Origin of the sequence: Xanthomonas sp. LMG 8993 (assembly GCF_009835065.2) — a bacterium.
Classification (GTDB): Bacteria; Pseudomonadota; Gammaproteobacteria; order Xanthomonadales; family Xanthomonadaceae; genus Xanthomonas; species Xanthomonas arboricola.
This window is the reverse complement of sequence record NZ_QVIF02000003.1, coordinates 456,058-471,742: the sequence shown is the minus strand read 5'-3', so window position 1 is coordinate 471,742 and position 15,685 is coordinate 456,058. Positions and strand designations below refer to the sequence as shown.

The following is a 15,685-nucleotide window of genomic DNA, read 5'->3' as shown; positions in this document are numbered from 1 at the left end:
ATGCCAAATTCCGATACCTCAACCATGACTCCGCGCGAAATCGTGCAGGAGCTCGATCGTCATATCGTTGGCCAGCACGATGCCAAGCGTGCGGTTGCCATCGCGCTGCGTAATCGCTGGCGCCGCATGCAGCTGCCCGAAGAGCTGCGCAACGAGGTGATGCCCAAGAATATCCTGATGATCGGCCCGACCGGCGTCGGCAAGACCGAGATCGCGCGGCGTCTGGCCACCTTGGCCAATGCGCCCTTCGTCAAGGTGGAAGCCACGCGCTTTACCGAGGTCGGCTATGTCGGCAAGGATGTGGAACAGATCATTCGCGACCTGGCCGACACCTCGGTCAAGCTGTATCGCGAACAGGCCAAGGTGCGCGTGCGCAACCAGGCCGAAGAACGCGCCGAAGACCGCCTCCTGGATGCGCTGCTGCCGCGCCGTGCGGCCGGGATCGGGTTCGATCCGGAAGCGGCGCGCAACGAGCCCTCGGCGCAAGACAACGACACCCGCATCAAGTTCCGCCGCATGCTGCGCAGCGGCGAGCTGGACGAGCGCGAGATCGAGCTGGAAGTGGCGGTCAACGCCAGCATGGACATCATGACCCCGCCGGGTATGGAGGAAATGGGCCAGCAGCTGCGGCAGATGTTTTCCAACCTGGGCAGCGGCAAGTCGCAGAAGCGCAAGCTCACCATCAAGGCCGCGCGCCCGCTGCTGATCGAAGAAGAAGCCGGCAAGCTGGTCAACGAAGACGACGTGCGTGCGGCGGCGATCGAAGCCTGCGAGCAGCACGGCATCGTGTTCATCGATGAAATCGACAAGGTCGCCAAGCGTGGCGAAGCCGGCTCCAACGGCGGCGATGTCAGTCGCGAGGGCGTGCAGCGCGATCTGCTGCCGCTGGTGGAAGGTTCCAACGTGTCGACCAAGTACGGCACGGTCAAGACCGACCATATCCTGTTCATCGCCTCCGGCGCGTTCCATCTGGCCAAGCCAAGCGATCTGATTCCCGAATTGCAGGGCCGTTTCCCGATCCGTGTCGAATTGACCGCGCTGACCAAGGCCGATTTCGTGCGCATCCTCACCGAGCCCAAGGCGGCGTTGATCAAGCAGTACGAAGCCCTGCTGCAGACCGAGGGCGTGCGCCTGACCTTTGGCGCCGATGCGGTGGAGCGCCTGGCCGAGATCGCCGCGCAGGTCAACGAGCGGCAGGAAAACATCGGCGCGCGCCGCCTGCACACGGTGCTGGAGCGTCTGCTCGATGTGCTGAGTTATGAGGCGCCGGACCGCGACGGCCAGAGCGTCACGGTCGATGCGGCCTACGTCGATGCGCAGCTCGGCGAACTGGTGCAGGACCCGGACCTGAGCCGCTATATCCTCTGACGGCGAGGGCACCGCACTAGAGAGTTGGTCGGTGGCCGCGTGAAAAACTGTTTGCCGAACGTGCGTCGGACTTCGAGCCGGCGCATCAGGGTCACGGCGCGCATCACGCACTGCCCTTGCTGCTCTTAAGCAAGCACACCGACCATCTCGACTTGGTCCTTGCCCGCCCACCGTCGCGGGACCTTACGCGGCATGGATGCCGCGTAAGAGCCTACATGGACGTACTTGCGGCGTGTCCTGCGATGGTGGGCGGGCAAGGGCCTCGCAGCCAAGCCGCAGATCAAGCGCTCTGCACCCAAACCGCTGCAGTCAAACCGCTGCACCCAAACCGCTCAGTCCTCGCCGATATCCTCGTTCCACACGTCGGGGTTGGCCGAGATATAGCCGCCCAGCAGGTCGATGCATTCCTGGCTCTGCAGGTCGATGACAGTGACGCCGTGCTCGCGCAGCCAGGATACGCCGCCCTGGAAGGTGACCGACTCGCCGACCACCACGGTGCCGATATTGAACTGGCGCACCAGCCCGCTGCAGTACCAGCACGGCGCCAGCGTGGTGACCATGATGGTGTCCTTGTAGCGACGCTGCCGGCCGGCCTTGCGGAAGGCATCGGTTTCCCCATGCACGGAGGGATCGTTTTCCTGCACGCGGCGGTTGTGGCCGCAACCGAGCAGACGTCCGTCGTTGTGGTACAGCGCCGCGCCGATCGGGATGCCGCCTTCGGCCAGGCCCTGGCGGGCTTCGGCAATGGCGGTGTCGAGCAGTGCGCGGTAGTCGGGGGTGGTGATCATGCAGGCTCCTGGGTGGCGGCGTCGGCGCGACGCAGCATGTCGATGTGGGGAATGCCGTCTTCCAGATACGGTGCGGACGAGGGCGTGAAACCGTGTGCGGCGTAGAACGCCTGCAGGTGCGCCTGCGCACCGAGTTGCACGGCGCTGGCGGGCCACTGCCGGTGCACCAGCCGCAAGCCTTCCTGCAGTAATGCGTGTGCGAAGCCGTGGCCGCGCTGCGTGGCGGCAATCACTACCCGGCCGATGCTCGGCTCGGGGTAACTCACACCGGGCGGTAGCACGCGCAGATAGGCGGCCAACGCACCGTCGTCGGTGCTACCGAGCAGATGCAGCACACCCGGCAGGCTGTCCTTGCCATCCAGCTCCGGATACGCGCACTGCTGCTCCACCACGAACACATCCGAGCGCAGCCGCAGCAGCGCGTACAACTGCGTGGTGCTCAGTTGGTCGAAGCGCAGGCATTGCCAGTGCAGCGAGGGTGGGGACAGGGACGACATCACCGCATGATAGCGGCTGTGTCGCGTCAGTCGACCGCGCTGTCGGTGTCGATCGCCACCACCACCGACATGCCCGGGCGTAGCCGCGGTGCCAGCGCCTGGTCCGGATCGACGCTGATGCGCAGCGGAATGCGCTGGGCGATCTTGACGAAGTTGCCGGTGGCGTTGTCGGCCGGCAATACGCTGAATTCCGAGCCGGCGGCCGGAGAGATTTCCTGCACACGGCCGTGCAGACGCGCATTGTCCAACGCATCCACGGTGAAGCTGGCGCGTTGCCCGATGCGGATCTTGGCCATCTGGGTTTCCTTGAAATTGGCCACGATCCACAACGTGTCCGGCACCAGCGACATCAGCTGCGTGCCATTGGTGACGTAGGCGCCCTGGCGCACGCCGAGCTGGCCGAGCTGGCCATCGCGCGGGGCCAGGATGCGCGTGTTGTCCAGATTGATCTGCGCCAGTTGCACGGCCGCTTGCGCATTGGCCACCGCCGCTTCCAGGGCGGCGCGATTGACGGTGACGCTGCGTGCGTTCTCCTCGGCGGCCTGCACGGCCGCGCGCGCCTGCGCCACGCCGGCATCGGCCTGCGCACGTGCGGCGAAGGCGGTGTCGCGATCCTGTTCGGATACCAGTTTCTGCTCGGCCAGCTGCTGCGCGCGCGCATACGCCGAGCGGGTGCGGTCGCGCTGGGCCTGATTGCTGCTCAGTGCGGCGCGTTGTTCGGCGATGGTGGCATCGGCGCTATGCCGCTGCTGGTCCCAGTTGGACAGGTTGGCCTGGGCGGTCTGCAGCTGCGCCCTGGCCTGTTCGAGCTGCTGGGCATAGATGCGGTCGTCGATCCTGGCCAGCAACTGACCGTGTTTGACGTGGGCGAAGTCCTGCACCGGCACCTCGGTGACATAGCCGCTGACCTGCGGCGCGATCACCGTGATCTGGCCATGCACCATCGCGTTTTCGGTGCGCTCGACGGCGCTGACGAACGGCGGCAGGCGCCATGCATACAGCACCAGCAATACGCCGATGAGCGCAAGCCCGCCGAAGCCGATCACGCCACCGATGCGGCGCCGCCTGCGACGTTGCAGATCGGCAGGAGAGGTTGAAGCTGCAGGTGTATTCATGGGCGCGCGGTGGAAGCAGGAGAGGGGGACGCAGCGGATGGGCGCAGATAACGCCGCCACACCAGCACGGACAGGATCCATAGCCCGGTGGCGATGGCGATGCAGCCGATCAACAGGAACACGTCGTTATAGGCGAGCACATTGGCTTCGCGCGTGGCCACGCTGCCCAGGGCGCGCACGCCCTGGGCCTGGCGCAGGGCCGGGTCGCCGATGCTGCGGCCGTACAGCGCGGCATAGGCCTGCACGCGCGCGGCTACTTGCGGGTCGGTCAATGCCAGATGTTCGACCAGCTGGCTGGAATGGTATTTCTCGCGCACGACCTGCACGGTGCCGAGCAGCGCGCCGCCGAGCAGGCCGCCCATGTTCTGTGCCATGCCGAACAGCACGATGAAGCTGATCAGGTTGCCCGGCTGCGCGATGACCCGGCCCAGCCCGGCCACCATTGCCGGGCCGATGAAAAAGGTGCTGCCAAACGCGAGCAGGAACTGGCTGACGTACATCTGCTCCGGGCGGGTGAGGCTGGTGGCATCGGCATCCATGAAACAGCCGATGCAGATCGCCGCCACCGCAATGATCAGATGCTCGGCCACCCGCGCCGGATTGATCAGCCACGCGCTGGCGGCCACGCCGACCACTGCGCCCAGCAACATCAGCGCGAACAGGGTCTGCAGCTGCGTGTTGGCCAGCCCCAGGGTCTGGAGGAAGCCGATCGCGCCGGTGCTCTGCTCGGACAGCACCAGCCGGATCAGCAGGATTGCCAGGCCCAGCCGCAGCATGTCGCCGCTGGCCAGCCAGCGCGTGTTGATCATCGGGTTGCGGCGGTTGTGCTCGATCCACGCCGCCGTGCACAGCAGCACGATGGAGGCCGCCAGTACCACGCCCAGCCACGGCGTGCTGGTCCACCACAGCAGCCGCCCCAGCGACAGCACCGCCGCCAGCCCGGCCGACCCGGCCGCAAACAGGCTGAAGGTGAGGAAATCCAGCGGCTCGAACACGCGATAGCGGTCGCTGGGCGGCAGCTTGAGCGCCAGCACGCAGGCCAGCGCGAACACCGCCAGGCCCAGTTCGAACAGGTACAGGCCCTGCCACTGTGCAAATTCCAGCAGATCGGTGGAGAACACCCGCGCCAATGGCAACGCCAGCTGGGTCACCCCCAGCCCGGTCACCACCGCCTTGAGCCGGTACCTGGCCGGGAACGCCTGGATCACGTAATAAAGACCCAGCGAGCTGAGCGCGGCGCCCACCAATCCGTGCGCGGCACGCACGGTGATCGCCGAGCTCAGGCTGTGCACAAACAGATGCGCGAAGGCGATGACCGCATACAGCGCCAGAAAGATCTCGGTGAAGCGCCGCAGCCCGAACTGCTGGCGGAACTTCACCAGCAGCAGGTTGGCCGACATGTTGGTCATCACGTAGGCGGCCGGCAGCCAGGCCATTTCAGTGGCGTAGGCGCCCAGCGTGCCCTGCAGATAGGTCAGGTTGGCGGTGACCAGCGCATTGCTCAGCCCGCCGGTCAGCGCTACCACCACGCCCACCAGCCCGTACTGGATGCGCCGCCGGGTGGAGTGCAGGGGGGTGGAGGCCGACCCGGGCAGGGTGGGCTTCTCGTGGGGCTGCCAGTCGCGCTGGACGTACTTGTCGTGCACGCAGGGCTCGCAGGGCCGGTCGCAGGGAAGGCAGCGATTGTGGTCCGGTTGCGGTCATGGCGGCGTCAGCAGTGCGATAATCCGCCCATGAGCGAATCCCCCTATACCTCCGGTACCACCCATTTCGGCTTCCGCGACGTCGCTGCCAAGGACAAGCAGAAGCTGGTCGGCGAAGTGTTCACCTCGGTCGCGCGCAACTACGACCTGATGAACGATCTGATGAGTCTGGGCGTGCACCGCGCATGGAAACGCTACTTCGTGGCGACCGCGCAGGTGAAGCCGGGCGACCGTGTGCTGGACCTGGCCGGTGGTACCGGCGACATCGCCGTGCTGCTCAAGGAGCGCGTCGGCAACGAGGGCGCGGTGGTGCTGGGCGACATCAATGCCGGCATGCTGTCGGTGGGCCGCGACCGGCTGACCAACCGCGGCCTGGTGGCCGGCTTCGATTACGTGCAATGCAATGCCGAGGCGCTGCCGTTCCCGGATCAGAGCTTCGATCTGGTGACCATTTCCTTCGGCCTGCGCAATGTCACCGACAAGGACGCCGCGCTGCGCGAGATGTATCGCGTGTTGAAGGTGGGCGGGCAGGCGCGCGTGCTGGAATTTTCCGAAGTCACCGCCGACTGGTTCAAGCCGATCTACGACTTCCACTCGTTCAAGATCCTGCCCAGGCTGGGCCAGCTGTTCGCGCGCGACGCCGACAGCTACCAGTACCTGGCAGAAAGCATCCGCAAGCACCCGCCGCAGGAATCGCTCAAGGGCATGATGGGCGAGGCCGGATTTGCGCGTTGCCACTACAAGAACCTGACCGGCGGCATCGTGGCGATCCACTCCGGCTATAAGATCTGACCCGGATCCGACGCAGCGTGATCTGAGCGTCCCCTCCGGCGCGCAGCATGCGCCGGACATCGCGCGTCGGCTTTGCACGAGCACGCCATGCTCGTGTCCGCTTGCCGCACGATTGCACTGTGCGCAGGTGCGTTTGCCGACAAACTTTTGAGACTCCCGTCGCGTTGGCTCCACTGACGGTCGGCGACACTAGGCGCTCTTTTGCCGGAGACGTGGATGCGCTTGTACGCAGGGTTGTCGCGCGTGTTTCCCCGCTCCTTCAGCGCCAAGCTGCTGGCGGTGACCTTTGTCGGCATCCACCTGCCGTTGCTGTTGTTGATCGCCTGGCTGGCCGCGCAAAGCGAGTTGAGCGGGCGTCCGCTGTGGTCGGTGGTGATCGTGGCGCTGCTGGCCACGCTGGCTGGCACTGCGGCGACCCTGTCGGCCCTGTATCGCCTGCTCGCACCGCTGCGCATCGCCGCCGACGCACTGGATGCGTATTACGCCGACCAACGTCTGCCCAGCCTGCCCGAACATGGCGACGACGAACTGGGGCGGTTGCTGCGTGGCATCAATCGCAGCCTGCGCGGCATCGATGCCGGCATGCGCGATCTGAAGAAGCACGCCTTGTTCGACCCGCTGACCGAGGCCTTGAACCGGCGCGGCTGCGAGCAGGCGATGCGCGATTCGGTCACCGCCGCGCAGCGCGAAGGCTGGCCGTTCGTGCTGTTCGTGCTGGACATGGACAACCTCAAGCCGATCAACGACCGCTTCGGCCATCTGGCCGGCGATCGCGTGCTGGTGCGGCTGGTGGAATCGGCCTACGGCTGGCTGGGCGCGCAGGACTGGATCGGGCGCTGGGGCGGCGACGAATTCCTGATCGGCGTGCATGCCAGCGAGGACGACGCCACGCTCAAGCTCAATCAATGGCTGTCGATGCTCGAACGCGAGGATGCCGACGAGGCGCCGCTGCATGTGAGCGCCGGCAGCGCGGTGTGCGAGCGTGGCCTGGATGCCACCGAGCTGTATCGCCGCGCCGATGCGGCGATGTATCGCGCCAAGTTCTCCGGCGGCCGGCGTCTGGTACGCGACGGGCATGACAGCCCGCGCAGCCATCCGGTGGTCTAGGCGATCCGGCAATCACCTGGCGGCCGGGTCGCAGGCGGGTGCGCGCTAGGCACGGGTAGCCTGAGTTACGCCATTAACGCGGTTGCTGCGTAAGGTTCGCGCCGACGCGGCCAGCGACATGCACGGTGTCTCCAGCCGGCGCGGGTTGAGCGGCCGGCACGTGCTCGCCATCGGCCGCACGGGCAGGCAACGGCCCGGGGCGTTAAAATGCTCAATTCCCTCGCTGCGGTGCCGTCGATGCGCTTCCCGTTCCTGTCGCTGTCCCTGGCCGTGTCCATTGCGCTGGCCGGCTGTTCCAACGAGTCCACGCCGCCGGCCGCCAGCACCGCCGCGCCGGCCACCACTGCCAAGGCCCCCGTGAAAGCAGACGCCCGCAACCACGACGAAAGCTCCTACGCCCAGCCGCAGCTGGTGGTCATCAAGGATCTGGCGCTTGACCTGAAGCTGGATTTCGACGCCAAGCAGATCGGCGGCACCGCCACCTACACGCTGGAATGGAAGGACAAGGCCGCCAAGCAGCTGGTGCTGGACACGCGCGAGCTGAGCATTGCGCAGGTGCAGGCCGACGACGGCAAGGGCACGCTGGCGCCGCTGCAGTTCGCGCTGGCGCCGGCCGACAAGACCTTCGGCAGCAAGCTCACCATCGAGGCGCCGAATCAGCCGGCCAAGGTCGTGATCACCTACCACACCGCGCCGACCGCCTCCGGCCTGCAGTGGCTGGAGCCGTCGATGACCGAAGGCAAGCAGTTGCCTTTCATGTTCAGCCAGTCGCAGGCGATCCACGCGCGTAGCTGGGTGCCGTTGCAGGACACCCCGAGCGTGCGCTTCACCTACAGCGCGCACGTGACCTCGCGCCCGGACGTGATGGTGCTGATGAGCGCCGACAACGACCCCAAGGCCGCGCGCGACGGCGACTACAGCTTCAAGATGCCCGAGCCGATTCCGTCCTATCTGCTGGCGATCGCCGCCGGCGACGTGGTGTTCAAGCCGATTTCCGCGCGCTCGGGCGTCTGGGCCGAGCCGGCCATGGCCGACAAGGCCGCCAAGGAATTCGAAGACACCGAAAAGATGATCGGTGCTGCCGAAAAACTGTATGGCCCGTATCGCTGGGGCCGTTACGACATGCTGGTGCTGCCGCCGTCGTTCCCGTTCGGCGGCATGGAGAATCCGCGCCTGACCTTCGCCACGCCGACCGTGATCGTCGGCGACAAGTCGCTGGTGTCGCTGGTCGCGCACGAACTGGCGCATAGCTGGTCCGGCAACCTGGTGACCAATGCCAGCTGGAAGGACATCTGGCTCAACGAAGGCTTCACCACCTACGTGCAGGCCCGCATCACCGAAGCGCTGTATGGCGTCGAGATGGCCGAGATGGAGCGCGAGATCGACCAGGGCGACCTGCTGGCCGAAGTGAAGGGCATGGCGCCGGCCGACCAGGCGCTGGCGCTGCCACCGCTGGCCGAGCGCGACCCCGACGAAGCCCTGAGCCAGGTGGCCTACGTCAAGGGCGCATGGTTCCTGCAGTTCCTGGAGCAGCGCTTCGGCCGCGAGGTGTTCGACCCGTTCCTGCGCGGCTGGTTCGACGATCACGCGTTCCAGAGCGCCACCACCGACCAGTTCGTCGATTACCTCAACAAGAACCTGCTGGACAAGCATCCCAACACGGTCAGTGCGGCCGAGGTGGATGCGTGGTTGAAGCAGCCGGGCATCCCGGCCTTCGCCGCCAAGGCACGCTCGCGCAGCTTCTCGATCGTGGACACCGCGCGCATCGCCTGGAGCGGCAGCGGCACGCTGCCGAGCAAGCAGGTCACCGGCGAATGGGGCACGCAGGAATGGGTGCACTTCCTCAGCGGCATGGGCGCCATGCTCAAGCCCGAGCAGCTCAAGCAGCTGGATGAGGCCTACCACTTCACCGGCACCCCGAACGGCGAAATCGCCATGCGCTGGTATCCGCTGGCGATCCGCAGCGGCTACACCGATGCGCGCCCCGCTGCAGGCGAGTTCATCGAACGCGTCGGCCGCCGCAAGCTGGTGCTGCCGATCTACGCCGAGTTGTTGAAGACCCCGGACGGCATCGCCTTCGCCGAGCAGGCCTTCGAAAAGGCCAAGCCCAGCTACCACCCGATCACCACCGCATCGGTGGCCGAGATGATCGCCAAGGCCAAGGCGGCACCGCCGGCGCAGCCGCAGCCGTAATGGCAGCGGGAGGGCGTTGCCGACGCCCTCCCGCCGCTTTCCTTGCTGCATCGTGCAGGCAGCACCGCGCCCTGCAATCGCCGTTGTAGGAGCGCACCCGGGCGCGACGTGGCGTTACCGGGAATGCTCCATCGCGCCCGGGTGCGCTCCTACGCTGTGTGGCCGTTTGATCGCGGCTATCGTGGGCAGGCTGGTATCGTTGCCGCTGCCTTTCATGCCTTCCGGAGTCGACGATGAAGTATCTGCTGAGCGCGGCCTTGTGCGTCGCTGCAGTGAGTGGCTGTACCGACCGCGAGGCGCAGCGTCAGGCGCAGGCAAGCGCGCAGGCGCAGGCCAAGCAACAGCAGGCCGATGCACTCGCCAAGCAATACGACGAGGCGGTGAAGGCCGGTAACTGGGACATGGCACGCGCGCATGGCGCCGCACTGCTGGAAGGCTACGCCGGGACCGCGGCGGCCACACGCATCGAACCTGGCTATGCCGACATCAAGGCCAAGGGCGACCAGGCGCGCGAACTGCGCCGCATGCAGGCGTTGTGGCAGTACTCGCAGGTGCCGGCCAAGGGCGGCACGCAGCGCTCGGCGATGATCGATGCCAAGAGCCGCGTGGATGTCGACGGCAGCGGCCCCAAGCCGGTGAGCCTGGTGTTCCGCGATCACCCGCAATGGAAACGCCACAGCTATCTGGTGCTCAAGGCCGGCGACTTCAACTGCTATGGCGGCTGCAAGGTGCAGATCTCGGCCGATGATGGCGCAGCACGCCCGATGGCCGCGCACCGCCCCGACACCGATGAAGCGATCGCGATGTTCATCGACGACGACAAGGCGCTGTGGAAGCTGGTGCGCAATGCCAAGCGCATCAGCATCGCGTTCCCGGTGAAAGCCGGCGGCACGCGCACGGCAGAGTTCGAAGTGGGTGGCCTGGACACCACCCAGATGCCGGGCTGGAAGTAGGCGCACCGCCCTTGCACGGCACCAGCTGCGCAGCCGGTGCACGGCATCGGCATAGGAGCTGGTGCATTCGGGTGCGTGCGCGCGGTGTGCGTTCCCCTGACGGCTTGCGATGTTGCGTCAACCATCTTTGGAGTCTTCGCACGTATGGATGCCATGGCCATCACACAGATCTCTCCCGCGTTGTCCGGCTACCGCCATTGGGTGTTCGACATGGACGGCACGCTGACCGAAGCGGTGCACGATTTCGCGTTGATCCGACGCGCGTTGGAGATCCCGCCCGAGGCGGACATCCTGCACCACCTGGCATCGCTGCCGGCCGAGCAGGCCGCAGCCAAACACGCCTGGTTGCTCGCGCACGAGCGTGAACTCGCGCACGCCGCACAGCCTGCGCCCGGTGCAGTGGCCCTGGTGCGTGCGTTGCAGGCAGCCGGATGCCGGCTCGGCATGCTCACCCGCAATGCGCGCGCATTGGCGCAGGTGACATTGCAGGCGATCGGCCTGCACGATGCATTGCCTGGGACGACATCGTCGGCCGCGATGAGGCCGCCCCCAAACCCGCACCCGATGGCCTGCAGTATTTTGCGCAACGCTGGGCGGTGGAGGGCACAGCACTGGTCATGGTCGGCGATCACCAAAACGACCTGGCCTGCGGCCGTGCAGTCGGTGCCTGCACCGTGCTGGTCAACACGCCCGGCGATCCATGGCCCGGCCTTGCCGACTGGCGGTTGCAGGATTGCACGCAGTTGCTGGCGCAGTGGAACCGCTAGCGTGAGCTTTGGCGAGTAGGCCAGGCGCGCGAAGCATGGAGTGCGATGCGTGGCTGGCCGCGTGTCTCTGGATGACGATGGCGATCAGGACACCGTCATCGCATTGGAAGAGTGACATGCGCTCGAAAGGGCGCGGACGCTGCTGAGTCTTGCAACGCGTCATCAGCACTGCCAGACATCATGCAACTGGCCTATGCCGTACCCTCATCCGCCCTTCGGGCACCTTCTCCCGATGGGAGAAGGGAAGGCGGCAGCACCCGTTCGACGACGTAGCTGGCCTTCGGTGAGGTGTTGCCTTGCGCAAGCCACAGCAAGCTATGTCGCCTCAAGCGTGCAAGGTGCGCAGCACTGACCGACAGGCAGTCCCACCCCCGCTGCACCATCCATGTCACAGCACGCCCGGCGCAAACTGTGCCAGAACCGTGACAGTGCGCCTTGCGCAAGCGACTGCCATCACATCAAACCTTGCTGCTCCAACATGGTGCGTCGCACCAGTGCGCTGGCATGGCGTTTGCTCTTTCCCTCTCGACGTTTCCGACGTCCGCGGTGCAACTGGCGGGTGCAACGCCTGCGCTGCGGGATGTTTCAACCGACTGGTTGTTCAATCGAGAGGGGTAGACGCATATGCACCAATCTTCCTGTCGCAGCCTGCGCAGCAGTGTGCTGCTCATGCTTGCGCTGAGCGCCGCGTTGGCCGGCTGCAAGAAAGACGCCGCCACGGAAACGACAACGCCTGCACCGGCCGCCACTCCCGCAGCCGCGCCGGCCGCCGCCACCGTGGTCGATACCGACAGCGAGTTCACCACCAATGCCAGCAACCCGGATAACTGGGGCGGCATCGGGCGCGACTTCGCGCTGACCCGGCACAGCCCGCTGGCCGAGATCAATCGCGACAACGTCAAGAACCTGAAGATGTCGTGGGAAATGAAGACCGATGCCACGCGCGGCCACGAAGGTCAGCCGCTGGTGATCGGCAGCGTCATGTACATGGTCAGCGCGTATCCGAACAACGTATTCGCCATCGACCTGGCAGCGCAGGACGACGGCGGCAAGGTGTTGTGGAAGTACACCCCGCAGCAGGACGAACGCTCGGTGGCGGTGGCGTGCTGCGATACGGTCAACCGCGGCGCCTCCTATGCCGATGGCAAGCTGGTGTTCGGCAGCCTGAGCGGCGATGTGATCGCACTCGATGCCAAGACCGGCAAGGAAGTGTGGAAGCAGAAACTCGCGCACCCGGACAAGGGCGAAACCATCACCATGGCGCCGATCATCGCCGACGGCAAAGTGGTGGCCGGTATCAGCGGCAACGAGTTCGGCGTGCTTGGGCGTGTCGCTGCCTACAACCTGGCCGATGGCAAGCAGGCCTGGTCTTGCGATGCGGCCGGTACCGACAAATCGATCTGCCTGGGTGCGGATTTCAACAAGGCCAACCCGCAGCATGGCCAGCTCGGCGATCTGGGCGTCAAGACCTTTCCCAACGACGAATGGAAGCGTGGCGGTGGTGCGGCCTGGGGCTGGTACAGCTACGACCCGAAGTTGAAGCTTCTGTATTACGGCACCGGCAATCCCGGCCTGTGGAGCCCGTCGTATCGCTGCGGCAAGACCTCGCAGGAGGAATGCAACAACGGCGAGCATGACAACAAGTGGTCGATGACCCTGTTCGCGCGCAAGATCGATACCGGCGAAGCGGTGTGGGGCTACCAGAAGACGCCGTTCGACCAGTGGGACTACGACGGCATCAACGAGCCGATCCTGGTCGATCTGAGCATCGACGGCAAGCAGGTGCCATCGGTGGTGCAGTTCGACCGCAACGGCTTTGCCTACGTGCTCGATCGCCGCGACGGCACCTTGCTACGCGCACACAAGTTCGTGCCGGCCAACTGGGCCGAACGCATCGACATGAAGACCGGCCGCCCGGTCAAGGTGGCCGCGCATTCGCCGCTTGAACGCGGCAAGAAGGTGCAGGCCTTCCCGTCGGCGATGGGCGGCAAGGACCAGCAGCCGTGCTCGGTGGATCCGGCCAATGCGGCGGTGTTCTTCTGCGGCACCAACAACTGGCATATGGAGCTGGAACCGCAGGAACGCGGCAACACCATGATGGGCCTGCCCTACGTGTTCGCCAACGTGATGATGAAGCCCAACGAGCCGGGTGCACTGGGCATCGTCAAGGCCTTCGACGTGGTGGAAGGCAAGTCCAAGTGGGAGATCAAGGAGAAGTTCCCGGTGTGGAGCGGCACCCTGGTCACCGACGGCGGGCTGGTGTTCTACGGCACGCTGGATGGCTGGTTCCGTGCGGTGGACAAGGACACCGGCAAGAAGCTGTGGGAGATGAAACTGCCCTCCGGCATCATCGGCAACCCGATCGCCTACAAGGCCAATGGGCACCAGTACGTGGCGGTGTTCTCCGGCATCGGTGGCTGGATCGGTCTGCCGGTGGCCGCAGGTCTGGATCCGTCCGATCCGTATGGCGCGCTGGGCGCAGCCGGTCTGGCATTTGGTGCCGGCTTCGACAAGATCCCGCTCGGCGGCATGGTGCACAGCTTCCGGATCGATGGTGCCGGCAAGACCGTGACCGCCAGTGCCACCGCCACGGCGGCTGCAGGCGGCACCGCCAACACCGCAGCGAAGACCGCACGATGAGTTCCACGCAAGGCGTTGGACGCGCGCACTGGCAGTTCGCTGCCGGTGCGCGTGGCATGCACCGGCAGCTGTGTCGGCTGCTGGTGCTTTGCAGCCTCGGACTCGTCGCCGCAGGCTGCACCCGCGAGCCGTCCTCACCGACGGCTCGCGCTTCTGCTTCCGATGCGGCGCCCGCGACGGCGGCCTCCACTGCGGCACCGGCCACGGCCAGTGCTCCACCGCCAACGCCCGATCCGCACGTGCTGCGGGTCTGCGCCGACCCGGGCAACATGCCGCTGTCCAACAAGGCCGGCGAAGGCTTTCAGAACAAGATTGCGCAGGTCGTGGCCGAGGCCATGGGCCGGCGCCTGGAATACGAGTGGCGCACCTATTACCAACGCGGGCTGGCACGCAGCACGATCACTGCCGGCCGCTGCGATGTGTTGATGGACCTCAACAGCGATTTCGAGCAGGGCCTGACCACACGCCCGCTGTATCGCTCGGCCTATGTGCTGGTGACGCGCAAGGGCCTGGATCTGGTGCCGACGTCGCTGGACGATCCGGCGCTGAAAACACTGCGGCTGGGCGTGTTCCAGAGCTCGCCCGCACGCCAGGCCCTGTACGAGCACGGCATCAGCGGCCAGGTGCAATACCTGTTCTACGACTCGGCCACGGCGCCGGAAGAACATCCCGGCAAGCTGGTCGAACGCGTCGCCGCCAATGAACTGGATGCGGCCGAATCCTGGGGCCCGGTGGCCGGTTATTACGCGCAGCGCAGCGGCCTGGGCGTGGTGCCGCTCAATACCATCGACGATGCGGTGCTGGAGTATTCGATGGCATGGGCGGTGTCGCGCAAGAACGCGGACCTGCGCGATGCCTTGAACACGGCCATGCAACAGAGTTCAGCAAAGATCGCCGAGATCCTGCGCAGCTATCACGTGCCGCTGGTGCGCTGTGGCGACTGCGTGGTAGCCGGCGATCTGGCCGCGCACGGGCCGTATGCCACGCCGATGCCGGTGTCCAAGGCGCCAAGCCCGGCTGCGTCCTCGCAGGAGCTGGCGCAGCTGCAACTGCGCATCGCCGACGGTGCCGACCCGAACCAGGAACTGGCGCATGCGCTGGATGCAGGCGACGCGGTGCGTGCGGCGTGGCTGTTGCGGCATGGCGCCGATGCCAACCGTCCCAACCTGCTCGGCGAGCCGCCGTTGCATCAGGCCATCCGCAACCAGGAACCGGATCTGGTCGGACTGCTGCTCGATGCCGGCGCACGCCTGGATGCGCGCGATGGCAGCGGCTGGACCGCCTTGATGAAGGCAGCCTGGGCCAACGATGCCGGCAGCGTGACCAGGTTGCTCGGCAAGCGCGCGCCGGTGGACACCGTCTCCAGCGATGGCTGGAGCGCGCTGGACCTGGCGGTGTCCTACGCCGATGTCGGCGTGGTGCAGGCCTTGCTCAAGGCGGGCGCGGATGTACGGCGTGCCAATGCCACCGGTTTCACGCCGGTGATGTTCGCGGTGGCGCGCGACGACCCGGCGATGCTCGATGCGGTGCTGGCCGGCGGTGCCGACGTCGGCCACGCCAACCAGGCTGGCGTCACCGCATTGATGCTGGCGGCCGCGGCCGGGCGCGACGCGGTGGCCAAGCGCCTGCTGGCGGCCGGCGCCGACCCTGCCGCACGCAATCGCGACGGCAAGACCGCCGCTGCATTAGCGCAGGCACGCGGCGATAACGCGCTGGCCACGCTGCTTACCGAGGCCAGGCGCCCCTCCCGGCAATGACCGTG

At 66.3% G+C, this 15,685-nt stretch carries 11 protein-coding genes and 1 pseudogene; 8 read left to right on the top strand and 4 right to left on the bottom strand.

Annotated features, from left to right (window positions below):
- Entirely contained in the window at window positions 1–1,368 is a 1,368-nt protein-coding gene (gene hslU, locus DYQ94_RS08380) for an ATP-dependent protease ATPase subunit HslU (protein WP_024940232.1), read from the top strand.
- A 332-nt stretch (window positions 1,369–1,700) separates the two neighbouring features.
- Here hslU and DYQ94_RS08375 read toward each other — a convergent pair whose 3' ends face one another.
- The 4 genes from DYQ94_RS08375 to DYQ94_RS08360 are packed head-to-tail and all read right to left on the bottom strand — an operon-like array spanning window position 1,701 to window position 5,414.
- Complete coding sequence (locus tag DYQ94_RS08375) at window positions 1,701–2,156, bottom strand: nucleoside deaminase (RefSeq protein WP_016903626.1); 456 nt, start codon at window positions 2,154–2,156, stop codon at window positions 1,701–1,703.
- Window positions 2,153–2,653 carry a GNAT family N-acetyltransferase gene (locus DYQ94_RS08370; protein WP_126965497.1) on the bottom strand — a complete coding sequence of 167 codons (501 nt, stop codon included), beginning with the start codon at window positions 2,651–2,653 and terminating at the stop codon, window positions 2,153–2,155. Before DYQ94_RS08370 ends, DYQ94_RS08375 begins: the two co-directional genes overlap by 4 nt.
- A gap of 26 nt (window positions 2,654–2,679) precedes the next feature.
- The gene (locus DYQ94_RS08365; RefSeq protein ID WP_104571068.1) at window positions 2,680–3,768 is read right to left on the bottom strand and encodes an HlyD family secretion protein; all 1,089 of its coding nucleotides are present in this window, start codon (window positions 3,766–3,768) and stop codon (window positions 2,680–2,682) included.
- Window positions 3,765–5,414: an efflux MFS transporter permease gene (locus tag DYQ94_RS08360; RefSeq protein ID WP_160955230.1), complete on the bottom strand. Its 1,650-nt coding sequence runs from the start codon at window positions 5,412–5,414 to the stop codon at window positions 3,765–3,767. Before DYQ94_RS08360 ends, DYQ94_RS08365 begins: the two co-directional genes overlap by 4 nt.
- A gap of 87 nt (window positions 5,415–5,501) precedes the next feature.
- Between DYQ94_RS08360 and ubiE the strand changes: the two genes are divergently transcribed.
- The 7 genes and pseudogenes from ubiE to DYQ94_RS08325 all read left to right on the top strand — a co-directional run bounded on the left by ubiE (window position 5,502) and on the right by DYQ94_RS08325 (window position 15,680).
- Entirely contained in the window at window positions 5,502–6,263 is a 762-nt protein-coding gene (ubiE, locus tag DYQ94_RS08355) for a bifunctional demethylmenaquinone methyltransferase/2-methoxy-6-polyprenyl-1,4-benzoquinol methylase UbiE (RefSeq protein WP_016903622.1), read from the top strand.
- A gap of 216 nt (window positions 6,264–6,479) precedes the next feature.
- Window positions 6,480–7,370: a GGDEF domain-containing protein gene (locus tag DYQ94_RS08350; protein ID WP_024940237.1), complete on the top strand. Its 891-nt coding sequence runs from the start codon at window positions 6,480–6,482 to the stop codon at window positions 7,368–7,370.
- A gap of 237 nt (window positions 7,371–7,607) precedes the next feature.
- Window positions 7,608–9,563: a M1 family metallopeptidase gene (locus tag DYQ94_RS08345; RefSeq protein ID WP_184429022.1), complete on the top strand. Its 1,956-nt coding sequence runs from the start codon at window positions 7,608–7,610 to the stop codon at window positions 9,561–9,563.
- 233 nt (window positions 9,564–9,796) lie between these two features.
- Window positions 9,797–10,516: a hypothetical protein gene (locus tag DYQ94_RS08340; RefSeq protein ID WP_126965494.1), complete on the top strand. Its 720-nt coding sequence runs from the start codon at window positions 9,797–9,799 to the stop codon at window positions 10,514–10,516.
- Between the two features lie 144 nt (window positions 10,517–10,660).
- Window positions 10,661–11,283, top strand: a pseudogene (locus tag DYQ94_RS08335) (HAD family hydrolase).
- 624 nt (window positions 11,284–11,907) lie between these two features.
- Window positions 11,908–13,923, top strand: a complete 2,016-nt coding sequence (locus tag DYQ94_RS08330) for a methanol/ethanol family PQQ-dependent dehydrogenase (RefSeq protein ID WP_326520548.1) — start codon at window positions 11,908–11,910, stop codon at window positions 13,921–13,923.
- Window positions 13,920–15,680, top strand: coding sequence for a quinoprotein dehydrogenase-associated putative ABC transporter substrate-binding protein (locus DYQ94_RS08325; RefSeq protein WP_126965493.1), 1,761 nt, complete (start codon window positions 13,920–13,922; stop codon window positions 15,678–15,680). Before DYQ94_RS08330 ends, DYQ94_RS08325 begins: the two co-directional genes overlap by 4 nt.
- Window positions 15,681–15,685 lie beyond the last annotated feature (5 nt).

Bases quoted from the DNA above. Each gene is read 5' to 3' on its own strand.
- hslU (WP_024940232.1), top strand. From the start codon at position 1: ATGCCAAATTCCGATACCTCAACCATGACTCCGCGCGAAATCGTGCAG.
- DYQ94_RS08375 (WP_016903626.1), bottom strand. From the start codon at position 2,156: ATGATCACCACCCCCGACTACCGCGCACTGCTCGACACCGCCATTGCC.
- DYQ94_RS08370 (WP_126965497.1), bottom strand. From the start codon at position 2,653: ATGTCGTCCCTGTCCCCACCCTCGCTGCACTGGCAATGCCTGCGCTTC.
- DYQ94_RS08365 (WP_104571068.1), bottom strand. From the start codon at position 3,768: ATGAATACACCTGCAGCTTCAACCTCTCCTGCCGATCTGCAACGTCGC.
- ubiE (WP_016903622.1), top strand. From the start codon at position 5,502: ATGAGCGAATCCCCCTATACCTCCGGTACCACCCATTTCGGCTTCCGC.
- DYQ94_RS08350 (WP_024940237.1), top strand. From the start codon at position 6,480: ATGCGCTTGTACGCAGGGTTGTCGCGCGTGTTTCCCCGCTCCTTCAGC.
- DYQ94_RS08345 (WP_184429022.1), top strand. From the start codon at position 7,608: ATGCGCTTCCCGTTCCTGTCGCTGTCCCTGGCCGTGTCCATTGCGCTG.
- DYQ94_RS08340 (WP_126965494.1), top strand. From the start codon at position 9,797: ATGAAGTATCTGCTGAGCGCGGCCTTGTGCGTCGCTGCAGTGAGTGGC.
- DYQ94_RS08330 (WP_326520548.1), top strand. From the start codon at position 11,908: ATGCACCAATCTTCCTGTCGCAGCCTGCGCAGCAGTGTGCTGCTCATG.
- DYQ94_RS08325 (WP_126965493.1), top strand. From the start codon at position 13,920: ATGAGTTCCACGCAAGGCGTTGGACGCGCGCACTGGCAGTTCGCTGCC.